The sequence below is a fragment of the Candidatus Hydrogenedentota bacterium genome (genome assembly GCA_016791475.1).
Lineage (GTDB): Bacteria > Hydrogenedentota > Hydrogenedentia > Hydrogenedentales > JAEUWI01 > JAEUWI01.
Window position 1 is genome coordinate 1 of sequence record JAEUWI010000074.1, and the last position, 19,868, is coordinate 19,868.

Sequence of the window (19,868 nt, forward strand, 5' to 3'; positions counted from 1 at the left end):
ACCCAAAGGACCCAAAGGACCCAAAGGACCCAAAGGACCCAAAGGACCCAAAGGGCCCAAAGGACCCATACGACCCATACCACCCATACGACCCATACCACCCATCAACGGATGGTGCGGACCGGGCACACTCAGAGGTCACCAGGAGGGGAGAAAAAGAGAAAGGCGGAAGCGGCGTCGAAATGGCTTCGCTGGTAAGGTCTGGGCGCTACACATGGCCCGTATCGATCCTGTTTGGGATCCTTACAAAGCACTCTCGCTACGCAACTTCCGCTTTACCTTGGGGTGGGAGTAGCAGCGTTATCTGCGCATTGGGGTTTGGGCTCTACACATGGCCACTTATCGTCCTGTTTTGAGGACACGGCGCACAACGCTTTTTGATAACTGCTTCCACCGTATTCGCAGCGGCATTCGCGGGACAGCGTCCGCAGGGCTGGTGTCCGGCCAGACCTTTTGTGCGGGCGTGCGCATCGCGCTCACCGCAGTGTGGACTCAGGCGCTCGCGGGTTCCCGCGGTGCCAGTACCGGCGATTGGCCGCCGGTAAACCCTGGCGCGGGCCGTTCACCTGGTCGCCTGGAACCTTGTTCCCGAGTCCAATTGCAGTATACCACCAAGCAGTGATTTTGCAAAGGAAATTTTGGGAAAGGGGCGGCGCGCCGCCGCCCCTTTCCACGGCTAGTCCGCCGGGCCCGTGCCGAGCAGCACGGAAATATTGTCGGTGTCACGATTGGGTACAACAATATCGATGTGGTCATCGTCGTTGATGTCTACGGCGAGCGCCTGGATCGGGCGGGTGCCGACGGAGACCGAGATCGCGCTTTCGAAGAGCAATCCCTGGCGGCTGAGCCGAATGGTGATCCGTCCGTTGTCATTTGTGGAAAAGAGGTCGGGCTGGCCATCCTCATTGAAATCGGCTGCCCCGGCGGCATTGGGGGCGTCGCCGGCGGCGAGGAGCCCCCCGGCGCTGAAGGCCCCGTCGCCGCGCCCGGAAAACAACTGCAGATTGTCGAGGCTGTTGTGGCAGGTTGCGGCGTCCAGATCGCCATCGCTGTCCCAATCGGCCACGGCCACGCTGTTCGGGCCGAGGCCGGTCACGTAACCCACATCGTTGGCCACGTCGAAGGTCCCGTCCCCTTTTCCGGGGATTATGCGAAGGGCGGAGATGGGAGCGCCGTCGCCGTCTTCATCGATTCCATTGACGAGGACGAGATCGAGGTTGCCATTCTCGTCGAGGTCCACCAGATGGACATCCAAGGGGAAATTGCCGGCGTCAAACTCGGTTGCCTCGCCGAAAGCGCCCTCGCCATCGCCGAGGAGCACGGCCACACTGTCCCGGGCGGCGTTGCCGGTCACGAGGTCGAGGTTGCCATCTTCATCTAAATCCGCCACGGCCAGCGAACGCGGTTCGGCAGTGCCCGCTGAGTCACCTTCACGAACGGAGTAGAATTGGGGGGCGTCGAAGTCGCCGTCGCCCTGTCCGATAAACACGGCGACCCGGCTTTGCTCCAAGTTGGTGACGGCGAGGTCGGCGCGGTTGTCGCCGTTGAAGTCGGCGGTCGCCAGGGCGCGTGCGGGCCCCCCTGCGGAGATCTCGGTACTCTCGCCGAATGCGCCCTTGCCGTCGCCCAGCAGGATGGAGATGTTCGCGCTGTCGAGGTTGGCCACGGCGACGTCCGGATCGCCGTCGCGGTTGAAGTCCGCCGTTGCGATCATGCGGGGGCGTTCTCCAGTGGCGAAGCGCCGTTCCATGGCCAGGCCGTTGTTGGAGGATCCGGCGGCGATGAGGAGTCTATCCTGATCCACGTTGCAGGCGGCCACATCGAGCTTGCCATCGCGGTCCAGGTCGCCGGCGGCGAGGGCCACGACGCCGGGGCCGGCGTAGTAAAGATCGAAGGGCTCGAAGTCTCCCTCGCCATCGCCCGCGAGGCACTGGATTTCGCCGGAAGACAGGGTGTCATCGAGGTCATCGAAGAGAATGGCAAGCACGTCGTCTTCGCCGTCGCCGGTGAAGTCGCCGAGGGCGATTCGGGTGGGATGGGACTTGGTTGGAACGAATACCGCGGTGTCGAATGCGCCATTCCCGGCCCCGATATGGACCGCGATATTGGAAGAACCGGGATTGCTGACGACCAGGTCGAGCCAGCCGTCGTTGTCCAGATCTTTCGCGAGGGTCATGCGGGGCGTTTGCCCCGTGGGCAGGGAGAGGCGGGTCCTAAAATTGCCGTCGGCCTCGTTGATGAACAGGGAGAGCGCGTTGTCGTCCCGGTCCGTGCAGATCAGGTCCGCCCGGGTATCGTTATTTACATCCGCGACCAGCAGGGCTCGGGGGCCGTCTCCGGTGCTCAGGTTCAGCGGGGCGGCAAAGGCGCGCGCGCCGTCGCCGGTGAGCACCGATATGCTGGCGAGTCCGCTGTTGGCGGACACGAGGTCCAGGTGCCCGTCCTCGTTCACGTCGAGTATCGCCACATCGCGGGGTTCGGCGCCGTCGGCCAGGGCTAGTAATTCCGCCGTGGAAAAGGTGCCGTTGCCGGCCCCGTACAGCACGGACAAGTTGTTGCTTCCGGAGTTCGCGGAGACGATATCCACATTTCCGTCCTCATCGAGATCGCCGAGGGCCACGGCCCGAGGTTCGGTGGCCCGTGTGAGGAGGCGCTGTCCCGTGGTGAAGCCATCGGCGCCATCGGCGATCCAGCTCGTCAGGGTATTGTCGGCGCGATTGGCGGTTACCAGGTCCGGAAAGGCGTCGTTGTTGATCAGGGCGATCGCGACGGCCTCCGGGGCCTCATCCGTGGCGAGGCGCTGGGGCACCAGAAAGCCAACGGCGGGGACCGGCTCCGGATCGGGGTCGGGGTCGGGATCGGGATCCGGGTCGGGACAGCCGGAAAGCAGGGAGCCCAGAAGGAAGAGAGACAGGAGTGGGAGGCCCCGCCAGGGAAGTTCGGCTTTGCGCTTCATTATTGGTACACCTCGTGTTGCCGCTGGGTCTGCTGGTTATCGCCCGGAGCGCGTTCAGGTGCGCACCGGGCCCGGAGGACAGAGTATTGCACAGAGCATACAAGCGGGGCGAGGAATTGTGTCAGGGGGTGGGTGGATTCAGGCACGTGCGGGTGCGCGTGTGATACACTTGCGCCGTAGCAGTTCCGGTTCACGTGAAGGAAAGGACGGGCATGAAGTCGGTATGCGTCGTTTCAGACTTGCACATGTACTGCAAGCGTTCCAACTGGCAGTCCCATCTTCCCGAGATTTACGAGGCTGCGGCGGAGTCGGACCTGTTTGTGTTCAACGGCGACACCTTCGATTTCAAATGGACCATGCTCAAGAGCGTGGACCAGACCGTGGAAAAGGCCATCGAGTTTCTGGCTGAACTCGCCGCCCGATATCCCGCCTGCCGCTTTCACGTCAATCTTGGTAATCACGACCATGTGCAGGGCTTTATCGACGCCCTTTCCGATCTGGCCCGCCGGACGCCGAATCTGACCTGGCATCCCTACTATCTCCGCGTGGGGAGCACGCTGTTTCTCCATGGGGACATGGCCACGCGAAAGATGAGCCATGCCCAGCTCGAGGCGTACCGGTCGAGCTGGCTTCATCACAAGAAGCAGGGCCGGGTCAAGAATCGGGTATACGACGCCGCCTTCAAGGCTGGGGCGCACATCGCGATTTCGCGGTTGGTTCACCCGCCGCAGCGCACCTTGAAGCGGGTCCATGAATATATCCATGATATCGGCCACGGCACGCCTCATGGTGTGGACACGGTGTACTTCGGCCATACCCATGTGGCGGTGGATGCCGAGTATTACGGCGGCGTGACCTTTCACAATGGCGGCGCGCCGATGCGGGGCATGGATTTCAGCCTGCTCCGGCTGGAGCTGGCGGAAACGGGTTGACGGAGCGGATGGGCGGGCCCCATCGGAATCGCAGTTGGGCAGAGCAGCCGTGAACGGTAGAAGGACGAATTGAATGGCGAGTGCAGCGATCGAAGCATTGCTGGAGTCGGGCGTCGGCGCCTGGAACAGTTGGCGGATGGAAAATCCGGAGGAAGTGCCCGATCTGAAGGGGGTGGCGCTTGAGGGCAAGCTGCTTCGGGGCATCAACTTCAGGAAGATCAGTCTGGCCGGGGCGAATCTCACCCGCTGCGAATGCACGAACGCCGATTTCAGTCTTTCGGACTTGAGCGGGGCGATATTGGTGAAGGCCAATCTGAGCCGGGTGAACTTTTCCGGCACGCGGCTGGTCGGCGCAGACCTGTCGGACGCGAATATCTTTTGCGCCAATTTGCGCGGGGCCGACCTGAATCGGGCGATACTGCGGGGCGCTAATTTGAGTGGCGCCGACCTTTCCAAAGCGGACTTTACGCTGGCGGACCTGACCAGTGCTCGACTCTGGATGCGCTATTTCGGCAAATTGCCCGCGGCAACGCTGAACGGCACGACCCTTCACGGCGCGAAAATGGGGAACGTGGATCTGTCCGAGCTGGACATGTCTCAGGTTATTCGCTGAGAATACCGGGCGCGGGTTCGATCCGCCGAAGCGGAAAGAACCGCGCCCAGTGTCCATACCCCAAATTAGCGAAGGCTGTCCGGGGTATGGGACAGTTCGCCCGCTGTGCAATGAAACATGCCGCGCCGGGGCGCAGGGCCAAACGCGCCCTAGTCCACGGAGGGACGGATGAGATGATGCGTAGCGCCCGACCGGCTTCGACGGGCCGATTATGCCCGGATTGTATGAATATTTTGTGCAGAAACCTGAAAGATCCTGTAACAGTGATGGCGCGGGCTTGATGCGGGCGTGCGCCAGGCCATGGGGTGACGTGACCGCCGGCCGCGCACCGGCGCAATGTGTCCGATTTTCGATCATGCGGTGCCCTTGAAGATACTCCACGTATACAAAGATTTCGACCCGCCCGTCAGTGGCGGGATCGAAGGCCATATGGCCCTGACGTGCCGCTTTCAGCGTCAATGGGCCGAGGTGGAGGCGCTCACCTGCGGTCGGGGTCTGTCTACGCGGCGGGTTTTGCGCGATGGGACGATGGTGACCGAGGTGGGGGAGCTGGGCCGCTTCCAAAGTGCGCCCTTTTCTCTCTTCTTCCCGTGGTACCTCCGGCGGGCCGATGCCGATGTGGTTGTGCTGCATCTGCCCAATCCCACGGCGGAGATCGGCTGGCTGCTCGCATCCCCCCGGGGCGTACTGGTGGTTCGGTATCACAGCGACATCGTGCGGCAGGCGGGGGCCATGCGGGTGTACCGGCCCATTCAGCAGTGCTTCCTCCGGCGTGCGGCGGTAATTCTTCCAACGTCCGCGCCGTATCGCGATACATCCGAGGCGCTCGCGCCCTTCCGGGAGAAATGCCGGGTGGTTCCGCTTGGGGTCGTGCCGGAAGAATTCGGGTCCCCCGCTCCGGAGCGCGTTGAGACCCTTCGGGCGCGCTACGGCGGGCCTTTCGTGCTCTTTACCGGGCGACACCGCTACTACAAGGGATTGCCCTGGCTCGTGGAGGCCGCGCGGGACATTGCGGCTCCGGTTGTGATCGCCGGTGACGGTCCGGAGGGGAAGTCGGTACGCGAGCTTGCCCGTTCCATGGGCGTGCCGGTACACTTCCCCGGCCACCTGACCCGCGACGAGTTGGTCGAGCACCTGCACGCCTGCGAACTGCTCGCATTTCCGTCCATAGCGCGCAGCGAGGCATTCGGCATGTCCATCCTGGAGGCCCATTGTTGCGGAAAGCCGGTGGTGGCTACGGCGCTTGGGACGGGGGTGGAGTTTGTCAACGCCCATGGGAAAACCGGATTGAACGTTCCACCGCGAGATGCTTCGGCCCTGGCCGCCGCGATAAACCGCCTTCTGTCGGATTCCAGGGAGCGTGCGGAAATGGGGGCCTTTGCCGCCGCGCGCGTCCGGCGGGAATTTGATGCGGCCATTCTGGCGGAACAGGAATTCGCGCTGTACCGGGAAGCCCTGGCGGACCGCCAATAGATGTACTCGGCCTACGCCTATACGTTCATCATTTCCGCGCTGATCGCCGTCGGGCTCACCGCCGTGGTGCGGAAGCTGGCGCTGCGCTGGCGGATCCTGGATCATCCCGGCGAGCGCAAAGCGCAGGTGGAGGCGGTGCCCCTTCTGGGTGGTGTGGCGATTGTGGCGGCCTTCTATCTCGTTGTGGCCGGCCATGCCCTGGTGCTGCTTCCTCTGGAGCGAATCGGGCTGGACGATTTCGAGCGGGTGCTCGCCACGGCGCTGGGCCAGGGCAGCATGGGCAAGCTCACGGGGATCCTGGCCGGCGGTCTCGTGATCTTCCTCCTCGGGCTCGTTGATGACTGGCGGGCCCTGAACCCCTGGGCCAAGCTGGGCGGACAAGTCCTCGCAGGCCTGCTGCTGGTGCTGGCGGACGTGCGGATTGAGTTGTTTGTCTTCTCCAGCGCGTGGAGTTCCGGACTCGCCACCGTCCTCTGGGTTGTAATTTTGACCAATGCGATGAATTTCCTGGATAACATGGACGGGCTGTGCGGCGGGGTTTCGATCATCGCGGCCCTGTCTTTCTTCCTGTGCGTGGTGCCCTTCGAGCCGTTGGTGCGCTTTCTGCTCCTGGTGTTTGCCGGGGCCACCACCGGTTTCCTCTACCACAATCTCAGCCCCGCGCGAATCTACATGGGCGATGCCGGGGCCATGTTCTGCGGCTATTTCCTTGCGACAATTGCGGTATTGGGAACCTTTCACGTTGAAGGAACACCCAGAATCGCGGTGGCGGCGCCGCTCCTCGCCCTGGCGGTACCTCTCTTCGACATGGCCAGCGTATTGCTGATTCGATGGAAAAATGGCGCCCCGCTCATGAAGGGTGACCGCCGACACTTTTCTCACCGGCTTGTGGACCTCGGCATGTCGCCCCGGCAGGCGGTGGAGTTCATCCTCCTTGTGGCGGCCATCATCGGCCTGGGCGGTGCTTTTCTCCCGCTGCTCGATGCCCGGGGGACCTCCATCGTTATCGTGCAGACCGTCGGGGTCTTCCTGCTCATCGTCTTGTTGATGCGCGCGGGCACGGACAAGGGGAGGGACGATCCATGAGCCGTCGAAACACGGCGCTCCGTCCTGTCCCGGTCGATGAAGCTGTCGCGCCGTCCCTCTGGCCGGATGATTTCGCTTCGCCGCGCAATACGATCCTCGCACTTTTCTGTGTGGCGACGTGGGGCGGTATTCTGGCGGTTCTGGCGGTGGGAAACGACCTTCTGGGCTTGAAAAAGGCCCTCCTTCTCCTGGCGGGGGCGCGCATGGAACCCGTGCTCGGGGCCGCGTCGCTCCACAGTGTGGATATTGCAGTGGTGATCGCCGGTTTTGTCCTGATCGCGGGCGCGGGCTATGTGCATGTGTCCCTTGGCCTCGCCGCGGTGCTCGCCTTGCGACCCTGGCTCGATGGTTTCACCTACCCTACGGATAATTTCTATTTTCTGTGGGCGGTGCTGCTACTCGTCGCCATCTGGGCCGTGCGGCAATTTCGAAGTCCTGTGCCCGTTCGCGGGGGCGTCCCACTGGCTCTATTCAGTATCTTCTACGCCTGCTGTCTGCTCTCGGCGGTAAATTCCATCCAATTCGACGCCACCTTTCGCGAGCTGCTTCACTGGGCGGCCTGCGGCACGACGCTCTTCCTCGCCATAAATGCGACGCCCCACCCGACCAGCCGGGGTGTTGTGTTGATGGGGCTTTTCGCGGGCATGGCGGGACAGGCCCTCTTCGCCTTTCCGCACCTTTGGTACGTCTTGCCCTGGTTGCGTGAGTACCTGCAGGAGGATCCCCGTCGTCTGGCCCAGTGGTTCAAGGGGGCAACCGAGTTTACGCCGGAACTCGCGCGGCGATTCAATCTGAACCGGGCCTTTGCCAGCATGGTATTTCCCAATGCGCTTGCCGCCTTGCTCATTCTGGGGATTCCGGCGTCTCTCGCCTGTGCCTGGAACGGTGTCGCGTCGATACGCGGTTCCGGAAGCGGGTGTCAAAGGTCCTTGAACCAGTGGCGCTATATTGTGCCCTTCGGTGTAACGCTTTTCGTGGGGATTTGCGTGCCGCTGTACCTGCTCGGGCAGCTTCCGCTGGCCTATGGCCTCGGCGCGACCCCGTGGTTTGGCTCCGCGCGGAATCTCGTCTATCTTTCCGTGCTGACTTCGGCGATTGCAACCACATTATTTCTGCTGTGTGCGAGAAAATTCGGTCTGGCCCGGGCGGGTCAGGTGCTCGGCGCGGTCGGGGCGCTGATGCTTACGCCCCTGATGTGCGGGGCCCTCTGGATCACCTATTCCCGGGGGGCCATGCTGGCGCTGGTCGCCGCAGGGTGTATCTGCGCGCTCCTTTATGTGGGCAGGTTTCGCTGCTGGAGGGGCGCCGCTGCGAGTCTTCTGGTGTTGGTGCTGACAGCGGCGCCCATTCTGGCGCCGGGGTCGGCGGGGGCCGAGGGCAGCCCGACCGCGCCCTCGACGGCCGTGAGTGGGGAAGGGATGGATGTGACCATCGGTGAACTGGCCGATCCGGGTTCCATGCGGCTCCGTCTGGGGTACTGGCGTGTCGCCTGTTCGATAGCCCTGGAGCACAGCGCCACCGGTGTGGGCCTGGGTAACTTTCGGATTGCCTACGGCCCCTATCAGTATCTCGGGGCGGGCGACGTCCAGAACGCGCACAACGCCGTGCTCCAGACCTGGTGCGAAGCGGGCCTCCCCGGCGTGCTCGCTTTCCTGGCGTTCTGGGGCGTTTTTCTCTGGAGCGGTCGGCGAATAATCCTTTCGGAGGCCCGGCCCGCACGCCGACGCCTGCTACTTGGGCTCTTCGGCGGCGTACTGGCTTTTCTGCTCCATTCTTTGCTGGACATCAATTTTTCCCATCCATCCCTCGTCATGTACGTGCTTGCGGCTGCGGGCCTGTTCTGGAGTTACGCCGCTCCGGAGGCGATGCCGGTTAGGGTGCGTGACCGCGTCGTCGCGGCGCCGCTGCTGCTGCTGGCGGCCCTCGCCGCGGGGATGGCGCTGCGCCCCTTCTTGCTGGATCTCTCCATGAACGGTGGACGCTTTGTGAATGTGAGCAATCGCTCGATGAACGAATCGCGCCACAATGCCGCAATATTTTTTCTTGTCGATGGTCCGGCCTGGGCGGTTCAGGGAAAACCAGACCCACCGCCGACACTCCCCATCGGCGACGCGGTTGCCCTGATTGCCGATCGCGGGTTGCTCTTTGAAGCAGGGCGTATTCTGGCCCCGGATCCCGAGGGGAAGCGTCTGGTGCCCCTGGCGCCCGAGTCGGCGCTGCCCGCCGAAGCGGTTTTTCAGATGGTGCGTCCCTGGGCGGCCCGGAACCACGCCATCGCGGGCGTTGATGCCTGGATCGCGGAGTTGGAGCGGCTGGATCGGCGTTTTCCCCACGATCACCAGACGGCGTATTTGATCGGCGGACTTTACAAGCGGCTGGTGGAGCAGAGCGGGCCCGAGTCGGCCGATCACCGGGAGCGCTGGCTCGCGGCCATGCTTAACTGGTCCGAGGAGGCGGTCCGGCGGAGCCCGATGCACAAGGACATGTATCAGATGTTGGCCTGGGCGGAATGGTGTTGCGGGACGAAGACTTCGGGGGCGGTGAGTCTGGACCACTTTCAAAAGGCGCTCCGCAATTTTCGTCGTTCCACGGAACTCGGGCATTTGGAGCCGAACTACTATTTTGCGGAATCCGAGGCCCTGGCCGCGCTGGGGAAGGCCTATCAGAACGCTGGAAAGGCGGCGGAGGGGGCGACCTATCTTCAGCGTTCCACGGCACTGCGCAGCGACGGCGAGCGTCTTCAGAAGGCCCGATGGGATCTGGGCTTGCAATAGGAGAGTCCGGGCCGTATGATCACGGGCCTATCGAGATCGGGCAGTTTTCGATTGTTCTTTGGCGAGCGCAGGCCCGACGGTAATGTTTTTCCTTCCTCAATTGTAAGTGCTTGATGTTGAGGCTGTTGTCCGGTGTTGCCCGCTTTCAGCGGGTGCTCCGGTGTCTGTCGGCAGTGTAAATTCCAACGAAAGAGAGCCCATCATGGAATCAAGGCTTGACGCGCTTCGCGCAGAACTGCAAAGCCATGGCTGCGACGCCTTCGTCAGCTTTTTCTCGCCGGCCAACGAATACCTCACGGGTTTTCGCGGGAGCACATCGGCGGTGTTGATCACGGCGACGGAGGCGGTCTTCCTCTGTGATTTCCGTTATACGGAGCAGGCGGGAGAGCAGGTGCGGGGCTTCGTGGTGGAGGAGGTGGCTGGCGGGGTGGAAGCGGCTGCCGGGGAACGACTTAAAGGGTTGGGCGTCGGCCGGATTGCGGTGGAGCCTTCGACGCTGTCGCTGGATCAAAGTATGACGGTGGAGCGGACGGCGGGCACGGCGGTGGTGCCGGTGAAGGGGCTGGGAACGACGGCCCGCATGGTGAAATCGGAAGAGGAGAAGGCCAAACTTCGGGCTTCCAGCGCCCTGGCGGAGGCGGCCCTGGAGTCGGTGCTCCCCCTCTTAAAGGAGGGCATCACCGAAGCGGAGTTTGTGGCGCATCTTGAGTTCGAGTTCAAGAAGCGGGGCGCACTTGGATCGTCGTTTTCACCGATTGCGCTTTTTGGTTCCCGGAGTTCGCTGCCCCACGGCGTGCCGGGGAAAAAGCGCCTGGAATCCGGCGATATTGTCCTTCTGGACCTCGGCTGTATCCTCGAAAGCTACTGCTCTGACTTGACTAGAACGTTTGTATTCGGTACCATCCCCGGAAATTGGTTTGAGGAAATCTATAAAATCACCCTCACCGCCCAGTTGGCGGCGCTTGGCGCCATTCGGCCGGGCGTTTCGTGTCGTGATGCCGACGCTGTTGCGCGGGGCATCATCAGCGAAGCCGGGTACGGTAAGTACTTCGGCCATGGGCTGGGCCACGGTGTCGGCCTGGAAATCCATGAAGCGCCTCGCCTTAACCAGCATTCGGATACGATCCTCCAACCCGGCATGGCCGTCACGGTCGAGCCGGGCATCTATATTCCGGGTCAGGGCGGGGTGCGAATTGAAGATCTGGTATTGGTTACAGAAACGGGTTGTGAAATCCTTACGAAACTCCCCAAAGACTTGAAGGTATTGAATAGATGAGCATCAGCACTGCCGATTTTCGTAATGGTCTGGTCGTAGAGAGCGACAAGGGCCTGATGGAAATTGTAGAGTTCCAGCACGTAAAACCGGGTAAAGGCCCCGCCTTCGTCCGCACCAAGTTCAAGTACCTGTTGACCGGCCGGGTGATCGAGCAGACCTACCGTTCCGGCGAGAAATTTGAAGAAGCCCGAGTGGAATCCCAAACGTGGCAGTACCTGTACCACGATGGCGATCTCTACCATTTCATGCATACCGAGACCTACGAACAGTTGGGGCTCAACCCCGATCTGGTGGGCGACAACGCCAACTGGATCAAAGAGAACTCGAACGTCGTCATCATGTTTCACAACGGCAAGGCGATTGCGCTGACGGTGCCGCTGAGCGTGGAGTTGACCATTACCAAGTCCGACCCCGGCATCCAGGGCGACCGTTCTTCCGGTGGCACCAAGCCGGCCACGCTCGAAACGGGCGTGACCATTCAGGTGCCGCTGTTTCTGGAAGAAGGAAACGTGGTGAAGGTGGATACGCGCACCGGGAAATACCTGGAACGCATCAACGCGTAGTCGCGGTGCAACACTGGTGAAACTGGGCCGCGTTAACCGACATTCGCGCCCGTCACGCCGTCCAAGACGGAGGGAAGATCCGTGGATCTAAACGAACTTAAAGAACTTATCAGCTTGCTGGAAGACTCCAAGCTGTCCGAATTGGAAATCGAAGAGGAAGGTCGCCGCATCCGGCTGACCAAGCAGTCCGAGACGTACGTGGCGATGCCCGCGCCGGTGCAGATGCAGGCCCCGATGGCCGCGCCCGCACCTTCGGTCGCGCCCTCGACGCCCTTTGGCTCCGCCAATGAATCCAAGGAGCCGTCCCTTGCGGACCAGGGTCTGGTGGCGGTCACCTCGCCCATGGTGGGCACCTTCTACCTCAGCCCGGCCCCCGGCGAGCCTGCCTTTGTCGAGCCTGGTGATCGCGTCAGCGCGGATCAGACGATCTGCATTGTGGAAGCCATGAAGATCATGAACGAAGTCGCGGCCAAGGTCGCCGGCATCGTGGAACGCATCCTGGTGGAAAACGGGGAGCCGGTCGAGTTTGGCCAGCCCCTGTTCGCCATCCGACCGTCCTGACGACCACGAAAGAGCCTATTTCATGCTGCGACGCATTTTGATTGCCAACCGGGGCGAGATCGCCGTCCGCGTAATTCGGGCCTGCCGGGAGATGGGGATTACCTCCATCGCCGTCTACTCGACCGCCGACGAAGACTCGCTCCATGCGGCCCTGGCCGATGAGAGCATCTGTATCGGCCCGCCGGAACCCGGCAAAAGCTACCTCAATATTCCCGCCATTATCTCGGCGGCCGAGATTACGGATGCCCAGGGTATCCATCCGGGCTACGGCTTCCTTTCCGAGAGCCCGAAGTTTGCAAGTATCTGCAAAGATTGCAATATCAAGTTCATCGGGCCCAGTCCCGAGGCGATTTCACTGAGTGGCGACAAGGCCGCGTGCCGCAAGGCGGTGGCGGCGGCGGGCGTGCCCATTGTGCCCGGCAGTGACGGGCTGATCGAGGATCCGGACAAGATCCTGGAGCTGGCGAAAAAGATCGGCTACCCGTTGCTGGTGAAGGCGGCGGCGGGCGGCGGCGGCAAGGGCATGCGTATCGCCCACAACGACGCGACGCTCAAGCATTCCATCACCATGGCGTCCAACGAGGCCGAGGCGGCGTTTGGCGACGGCGGCGTATATCTGGAAAAGTTCGTGGATAATGCGCGCCATGTGGAAGTCCAGATTCTGGCGGACGAGCACGGCCGGATCGTGACCTTCGGCGAGCGCGAGTGCAGTATCCAGCGGCGCCACCAGAAGCTGATCGAAGAAGCGCCCTCGGTGGCGTTGAGCAGCTCCCTGCGGGCGAAGATGTGCAAGGCGGCGCTGAAGGCGGCGAAGGCCATCGGCTACACGAATGCCGGCACGGTGGAGTTTCTGCTTGCGCCCAACGGCCAGTTTTATTTTATCGAGTTTAACGCGCGTATCCAGGTGGAGCACCCGGTGACCGAGCAGGTGACCGGTTTCGATCTGGTTCGGGAGCAACTCCGGGTCGCCTCGGGCGAGCCGCTGGGTTACAGCTCCGTGAAGGTCACGGGGCATGCGATTGAGGCTCGGGTATATGCCGAGGATCCCGAGCGTAACTTCATGCCGAGTCCGGGCGTGATCAAGAGCTGTCATATGCCGGGCGGGCCGGGTGTCCGGGTGGATTCCCACCTCTTCGCCGGGTACGAAGTGCCCCGCTATTATGATTCTCTGCTGGCGAAAGTTATCGCCACGGGGAAAGACCGCGATCAGGCCATCGAGCGTTTAGGCGGCGCTCTGGATGAGTTCATTGTGGAAGGGGTCAGCACGACGGCGAAGCTGTGTGCCCGGATCGTCCGGGGCGACCGTTTCCGTCGGGGTGACCTGGGTCCCGACCTGTTGGACGAGTATCTCCCCAAGCACAACTAAGGGGTATTCGCGTCGCGAGTTTCTTAAGGAGAGAGTGCAGGGGGCCGTTTGAAACGCCCAGGCGCCGGACCTCACAGGATCGGCGTGCGGCGGCCCGGGGACTTGGCGGTGTGTTGCCGCGCGGGTCCCTGACGGGTGTAGATGTTCGCTGGAAGGGCGGAAGCCAACCGCCCCAAGGCCGGTTCCGCTGCCGCGCGAGGCATCGCTTCCCGCGGATATATAGAAGGATCATACGCCATGAAACTCTTTATCCTTAAGCTGCTCAGTCTGGTCGTGGCCGTCGTGGGGTGCGTCTCGCTCATTTTCGCGCTCGGACTGGCGGATATCCCCGAGGTGAAGCCGTACCTCGATCAGATCCCCGTGATTCTCAGCGATTTACAGTCGAAGCTTCCCCAGGAACTTGCGTTTCTCAAAGATGTGCTTACGGTTCAGGGGCTCTGGTTCACCGGTTCCATCGTCGCGCTGGTATTCGGCATCTATGGCTTCTCGCCCAAGTCGCGGAAGTGGCGCAAGCCCAAGAAAATCAGCTATACCGGCCCCCACGGCGAAGTGCAGATCCAGCTTGATACCGTGGAGCAATCCTTGAATCACGTGCTCGCGCGCATGCCCGAGGTGAAGCGAATCAATGTGAAGGTGGACCCGCAGGACGGTGGTCGCCGCGCGCTTATCCGCGCCGAAGTGGTGTTGTTGCAGCGACCCGGCCAGAATGCCCGCGCACTGGCAAGTCTGGTGACGGACTACATCGCTGAGACCGCTTCCAAGCATCTGGGCATCGAAGATCTGGCCACGATCGAGCTGAAGGTCACCGGTATTGTCGTGAATACCAAAAAGTCCAGCCAGGCCATCCGCAAGGAGAGCCTGAGCCACAGCGCGCCGGTGGAATTGCTTGAAGCGCCCCCCGCACCCCTGACCTTGTCCGGCCCGCGCGAGCCCATCGGCAGCGGGCCCATCGAGCAGGAGCTCGAAGATGGCAACGCCGACGCCATGGATACCAGCGCGGTGGACACGCTCCATGAAGTTTCCAACCAGGCTGCGGCCCGCTCCGAGTTGCTGGAGCCGCTCCAGGTGAGCAAGCCCGCGCCGGTGGAAGTGGCCCCTTTTCACACGGAGGTGGAAGAGGAAAGCCTGGGGGAGTCTCCGGAGGCGGTGAGCCCCACCGCCCCGTCGGATGAACCGGCCTTCTCCGGGGGCGCGTCCCAGGGCGCGGTAGCCCCGCTGGAGATGGACGTGCTGGACGAGCCCCTTACGCACGACACCGATGTGCATTATGCCGAGGTGGAAAGCGACGAGGAAGAAGAGGCGCCCTATCGTTCCGAGGTGACTTCGGGCAATGCGGATGAGGCCGTCGAAGGCGCTCTGGACGATGATCCGGCCTATGGCGGCACGCTCGCCCATGCGGAGGAGACCGAGGTTGCCGCCGAGGACGCCACGCCCTTCCAGGAAGCGCATGCGGATGAATCGGCCACCGAAGCATCAGGCGACGATTCCCCGGTTGAAGGCGGCGACGAGCATACCGGCGACGTGACCATTCCCGAGGGCGACGACGACCCGAACAATGCGGGCCAGGAAAAGAAGCGCTGGGGCTGGTTTAATTAAGCAGGCCCCTTGAAGAGCCCTTGACGAAGTCGCACCGATTGTTGGTCATGCTCAAGTTGAATGTATCAAGGTACCCAAATGCTAGCTAAACGTATCATTCCCTGTCTCGATGTGGCCGATGGCCGCGTCGTCAAAGGGGTTCAGTTTCTCGGTCTGCGCGATGCGGGCGACCCGGTTGAGATTGCCCGTCGCTATGACGAAGAAGGGGCCGACGAACTGGTTTTCCTCGATATCCAGGCGTCGACGGACAACCGGAACACCATGCTGGACGTTGTTTCGCGGACCTCGGAAGAGGTCTTCATGCCCCTCTGCGTCGGCGGCGGCATCCGTACCCTGGAAGACATCCGACGGTTGCTTGAAGCCGGTGCGGACAAGGTCTCCATCAACACCCCGGCCATTCAGGATCCCGATTTCGTGAATCAGGCATCCTCGCGCTTTGGTTCCCAGTGCATCGTGGTCGCTATCGACGCGAAGAAGCTCGAAGACGGCTCCTATATCGTGAAGAGCCACGGCGGCCGGGAAGGGGGGAGGGCCACGGCACTTGAGCCCATCGCCTGGGCAAAGGAAGTGGAATCCCGGGGGGCGGGGGAGATCCTCCTCACCTGTATGGACGCCGACGGCACGCGCAATGGCTACGATATCGCCATGACCCGCGCCGTGGCCGAAGCCGTGGGCATTCCCGTCATCGCCAGCGGCGGAGCGGGCAATCTGGAGCACCTCCGCGCCGCGCTGGTGGAGGGCAAAGCCGATGCCGCCCTGGCCGCGTCCATTTTCCATTTTCGCGAGCACACCATCCAGGAAGCGCGAGACTATCTCGCAAAACACGGCGTGGCTGTGCGTTCCTGATGTTATACGACGGCGCGGAGTCCGGGTAGGGGGCGGAGCGCCGCACTTCGGGTTCGGGGTGACCCCGCATTCATATCAGGAGAATTCGAATGAACTGGAAGGTTAAGGCGGCCCTGCTGAAGGGATTTGATGCGTTACCGGGGGGAGCCCGCACCTACCGGTACTTGCAAAGCCATCTGGGGCGCATCAGTGACAAGCCCGAGGGGCGCCTTCCCATGTTCAGCGAGATGGCGCAGTGGTTGATAGACGCAGGGCGTCCCATCGCCGGGGCGACGTATTTTGAAGTGGGGACGGGGCACCTGCCCACTGTGCCGGTGTGTTTGAGTCTTCTTGGTGCTCAGCAAGTCATCACCGTGGATCTTTATCCGCGGCTGGACTACCGGGCATTTGCGGGGTTGCTGAATCGGTTAGCGGCGGACAGGGTTGCTTACGAGCGACAATTGGCGGTTTTTGCCCCCCCCCCAGAAATATTGAAGGAGCGGTTTGAGCTGCTCGCCCGGTTCAAGGATCGCCCGCGCGAATTCATGGAGCGCGCCGGTATCGTATATCTGGCGCCCTGTGATGCCGCCAACACGGGACTGGCCGCCGCAACGGTGGACTGCCATCTCTCCGTAACGGTGTTTGAGCATGTGCCCCAGGACGTGATCGCGGGAATTATGCGTGAGGCGAAACGCATCTTGAAGGACACGGGTCTCGCCATCCACTTCATTGATCCAAGCGATCATTTTCAACATCAGGATCCATCCATAGGGCGGTCGAATTTTCTGCGCTATTCCGAGAAGGAGTGGCATCGTATCGCGGGGAATCAATTCGCCTACACCAATCGCTTGAGGCGCTCCGATTTGGTCAGGCTTTTCGAGGATGCCGGGTTCGATATTCTACGGCAATTCAATGGGGTCGATCCGGCTGGAATTCCGGATGATTTTCCGCTCGACGCGTCGTTTTCCGGATATGATCGCGAGGATCTCTGCACGATCACGGTTCGGCTTCTTGCCGCGAAACGTTCCGGTTCCGGGGCGGGTTCCGCGACTGCAACTTGAATCGGTCGCGGCTGGCGTAGTTTAATACCGGTGGTTTCCGGGACCACGCGCTGAGGCGCGCCTGGAAATCGAGAGTACGCATGCCCTGGCTTAAAGAGTATAGCCTCGCGGGAAATCCCCGCTGGACTGGCACGGAGAACGACACATGACGCATACAGTCGAAGCCAATTTTCGATGGCGTCATTCCGTCCTTTCCTAGGTCAGTCCCTTCTCCGGCTGGCCTTACGCGCCACCCACTTCCCCCATTTCATGCCTGAAGGCCCCTGCTCGGGCCCGCCTTCAATAAACTACGGGAGTATCCGCCATGACCCTCGATGATCTGCTCAAATACGACGACAAGGGCCTGGTCTGCGCCGTCATACAGCACCACGAAAATGGCCAGGTCCTTATGGTGGGCTATATGAATCGCGAGTCCCTCTCGATCACGCTGAAAGAGAAGAAGGCCTGTTTCTGGTCCCGTTCCCGCCAGACGCTATGGCTCAAGGGCGAGACTTCCGGCAACGTGCTTCACGTGAAGGAAATACGCATCGATTGCGACGGCGATGCACTCGTCCTGAAATGCGATCCCGTCGGCCCCACGTGTCACACCAATGAAACAAGCTGCTTTTATCGGCGCGTGAACGATGACGAAAGCCTCACCCTCGCGGGGGATGGCGTCGCCACGAAATAGACGGCCTGCGTGCCGCTGCGCGTCTGCAAGGGAACGAACCCATGATACATCCATCGTTGTCAGACTTTAAGGCCGTTGCCCGTCCCGGCGCGCTGGTGCCCGTTTTTCGGGAGATCCTCGCCGATCTGGAGACGCCGGTCTCGGCCTATATGAAAATTGCCCAGGGCCAGGAGCACGCGTTCCTGCTGGAGAGCGTGGAGCAGGCGGGATCGCTCGGGCGCTACTCCTTCATTGGTGCGAATCCTTCGGTCATCTTCCATGCCAAGGGCAAGGATGTGACGGTAATCCGGGGCGGGGTGGCGGAGAGTTTCGCGGCGGAAAAACCGCTGCGGGAACTCCGCAAGATTATGGCGGCGTACACCCCGGTGGAACTCGAAGGCTTGCCGCCCTTTCACGGCGGAGCCGTAGGCTATCTCTCCTATGATCAGGTGCGGTTCTTCGAAACACTGCCGGACGACAATCCAGACACGCTGAATCTGCCCGATCTTTATTTCGTAATCACGGACACGATCCTGATTTTCGATCACGGCAGCAATGTGATCAAGATCGTGTCGAACGTCCATGTGGATGATGACGCCGAGGCGGCCTATGCCCAGGGACTTCGGAAGATCGAGGAGCTGGAAACGCGCCTGAAGGCTCCGCTGGCGGACGCCCAGGTTCACCCCACGCCCAGCGCGCTTTCAAACGACATCCAGTCCAACTTCACCCGCGAGGCCTTCTGCGATATCGTGCGCCGGGCGAAAGAATACATCTGCGCGGGCGACATCTTTCAGGTGGTGCTTTCCCAGCGCTTCAATCGGCCCGTGACGGCGCACCCGGTGACCCTCTACCGGGCGCTGCGGTCCATCAATCCCTCGCCCTACATGCTGCTCATGCAGTTCCCGGGCTTTTCCCTGGTGGGGTCCAGCCCGGAAGTGATGACGCGGGTGGAGAAGGGTGTTGCCATGGTGCGGCCGATCGCCGGTACGCGCCCGCGCGGTAAGACACCGGAGGAGGACAAGGCCCACGAGCTGGATCTGCTGGCGGACGAGAAGGAGATCGCTGAGCACGTGATGTTGCTCGATCTCGGACGCAATGACATCGGGCGTATCAGCAAGCCCGGCACGGTGGCGCCGGTACCCGGCAAGCGCATGGTGATCGAGCGCTACTCCCACGTCATGCACATCGTCAGCGAAGTGGCGGGTCAGCTTCAGTCGGACTGCGACGCCTTCGACGCGCTGGAGGCTACCTTTCCCATGGGCACGGTGAGCGGCGCGCCGAAGATTCGCGCGATGGAAATCATTGACGAACTCGAGACGGAACGCCGCGGGCCCTATGCGGGCGGCTGCGGTTACATCAGCTTTTCCGGCGAGATGGACACGTGCATCCTGATCCGCACGATGGTGGTGAAGGAGGGGATGGCCTACTGCCAGGCGGGCGCGGGTATCGTCTACGACAGCGATCCCGACCGGGAGTACGAGGAAACCCAGAACAAGGCCAAGGCGCTTTTCCGCGCCGTGGAGTTTGCGGAGAAAGGCCTCGAATCATGATCGTCCTCATCGACAACTACGATTCCTTCACTTACAACCTCGTGCAGTACTTCGGTGAACAGGTGGATGACGTGCGCGTATTCCGCAACGACGCCATCACGGTGGACGAGGTGCGCGCCTTGAATCCTGATCACATTGTGGTATCGCCGGGGCCGTGCACGCCGAATGAAGCGGGCATCTCGGTCGAACTCATTGAGAAACTCGGCAAGGACTTCCCTATTCTTGGCGTGTGCCTCGGCCATCAGAGCATCGGTCAGGCCTATGGCGGCAACGTGATCCGCGCGGAGCGGATCATGCACGGCAAGATCAGCCAGATGTATCACACGGGCCATCCACTCTTTGCCGAGATCGAGTCGCCCTTCGACGCCACGCGCTATCACTCGCTGATCATCGAGCGGAGCAGTTGTCCCGATTGCCTGGAGATCATCGCCGAGACCGACGCGGGGGAGATCATGGCAGTGGCCCATCGCGAGCACCCGGTGTGGGGGCTTCAGTTTCATCCGGAGAGCATACTGACGGGATGCGGCAAGCAGATCATCAAGAATTTCCTGAAATTGGGTTCGGCGCGCTAAGCGGGAGCGCGGGTT

Annotated in this window: 16 protein-coding genes; 15 read left to right on the forward strand and 1 reads right to left on the reverse strand. The window is 61.9% G+C overall.

Annotated features, from left to right (window positions below):
- Positions 1 to 676: 676 nt before the first annotated feature.
- Positions 677 to 2,956 (reverse strand): VCBS repeat-containing protein, encoded by a 2,280-nt coding sequence (locus tag JNK74_25470; protein MBL7649541.1) that lies wholly within the window; start codon positions 2,954 to 2,956, stop codon positions 677 to 679.
- Positions 2,957 to 3,168: 212 nt separating this feature from the next.
- Here JNK74_25470 and JNK74_25475 point away from each other — a divergent pair, with 212 nt between their 5' ends.
- The 15 genes from JNK74_25475 to JNK74_25545 all read left to right on the forward strand — a co-directional run bounded on the left by JNK74_25475 (position 3,169) and on the right by JNK74_25545 (position 19,853).
- Complete coding sequence (locus JNK74_25475) at positions 3,169 to 3,888, forward strand: metallophosphoesterase (protein MBL7649542.1); 720 nt, start codon at positions 3,169 to 3,171, stop codon at positions 3,886 to 3,888.
- Positions 3,889 to 3,961: 73 nt separating this feature from the next.
- A complete protein-coding gene (locus tag JNK74_25480; protein ID MBL7649543.1) occupies positions 3,962 to 4,501 on the forward strand; it encodes a pentapeptide repeat-containing protein in 540 nt (179 codons plus the stop codon).
- A gap of 360 nt (positions 4,502 to 4,861) precedes the next feature.
- On the forward strand, positions 4,862 to 5,974 hold the full coding sequence (locus tag JNK74_25485) for a glycosyltransferase (protein MBL7649544.1): 1,113 nt from the start codon (positions 4,862 to 4,864) through the stop codon (positions 5,972 to 5,974).
- The gene (locus JNK74_25490) at positions 5,975 to 7,060 is read left to right on the forward strand and encodes an undecaprenyl/decaprenyl-phosphate alpha-N-acetylglucosaminyl 1-phosphate transferase (GenBank protein ID MBL7649545.1); all 1,086 of its coding nucleotides are present in this window, start codon (positions 5,975 to 5,977) and stop codon (positions 7,058 to 7,060) included.
- On the forward strand, positions 7,057 to 9,834 hold the full coding sequence (locus JNK74_25495; GenBank protein MBL7649546.1) for an O-antigen ligase family protein: 2,778 nt from the start codon (positions 7,057 to 7,059) through the stop codon (positions 9,832 to 9,834). The genes JNK74_25490 and JNK74_25495 overlap by 4 nt, the downstream gene beginning before the upstream one ends.
- Positions 9,835 to 10,036: 202 nt before the next feature.
- Positions 10,037 to 11,110 (forward strand): aminopeptidase P family protein, encoded by a 1,074-nt coding sequence (locus tag JNK74_25500; GenBank protein MBL7649547.1) that lies wholly within the window; start codon positions 10,037 to 10,039, stop codon positions 11,108 to 11,110.
- Positions 11,107 to 11,673 (forward strand): elongation factor P, encoded by a 567-nt coding sequence (gene efp, locus JNK74_25505; protein ID MBL7649548.1) that lies wholly within the window; start codon positions 11,107 to 11,109, stop codon positions 11,671 to 11,673. Before JNK74_25500 ends, efp begins: the two co-directional genes overlap by 4 nt.
- An 81-nt stretch (positions 11,674 to 11,754) precedes the next feature.
- Entirely contained in the window at positions 11,755 to 12,234 is a 480-nt protein-coding gene (locus tag JNK74_25510; protein MBL7649549.1) for an acetyl-CoA carboxylase biotin carboxyl carrier protein, read from the forward strand.
- A 22-nt stretch (positions 12,235 to 12,256) separates the two neighbouring features.
- Positions 12,257 to 13,600, forward strand: a complete 1,344-nt coding sequence (gene accC / locus JNK74_25515) for an acetyl-CoA carboxylase biotin carboxylase subunit (GenBank protein MBL7649550.1) — start codon at positions 12,257 to 12,259, stop codon at positions 13,598 to 13,600.
- Positions 13,601 to 13,837: 237 nt separating this feature from the next.
- Positions 13,838 to 15,196: a hypothetical protein gene (locus JNK74_25520; GenBank protein ID MBL7649551.1), complete on the forward strand. Its 1,359-nt coding sequence runs from the start codon at positions 13,838 to 13,840 to the stop codon at positions 15,194 to 15,196.
- A gap of 78 nt (positions 15,197 to 15,274) precedes the next feature.
- Positions 15,275 to 16,042, forward strand: a complete 768-nt coding sequence (hisF, locus tag JNK74_25525; GenBank protein MBL7649552.1) for an imidazole glycerol phosphate synthase subunit HisF — start codon at positions 15,275 to 15,277, stop codon at positions 16,040 to 16,042.
- Between the two features lie 89 nt (positions 16,043 to 16,131).
- The gene (locus tag JNK74_25530) at positions 16,132 to 17,082 is read left to right on the forward strand and encodes a methyltransferase domain-containing protein (GenBank protein MBL7649553.1); all 951 of its coding nucleotides are present in this window, start codon (positions 16,132 to 16,134) and stop codon (positions 17,080 to 17,082) included.
- Positions 17,083 to 17,386: 304 nt separating this feature from the next.
- Positions 17,387 to 17,752, forward strand: coding sequence for a phosphoribosyl-AMP cyclohydrolase (gene hisI / locus JNK74_25535; GenBank protein ID MBL7649554.1), 366 nt, complete (start codon positions 17,387 to 17,389; stop codon positions 17,750 to 17,752).
- 41 nt (positions 17,753 to 17,793) lie between these two features.
- Positions 17,794 to 19,281, forward strand: a complete 1,488-nt coding sequence (gene trpE, locus JNK74_25540; protein MBL7649555.1) for an anthranilate synthase component I — start codon at positions 17,794 to 17,796, stop codon at positions 19,279 to 19,281.
- Positions 19,278 to 19,853: an aminodeoxychorismate/anthranilate synthase component II gene (locus JNK74_25545; protein ID MBL7649556.1), complete on the forward strand. Its 576-nt coding sequence runs from the start codon at positions 19,278 to 19,280 to the stop codon at positions 19,851 to 19,853. The genes trpE and JNK74_25545 overlap by 4 nt, the downstream gene beginning before the upstream one ends.
- Positions 19,854 to 19,868 lie beyond the last annotated feature (15 nt).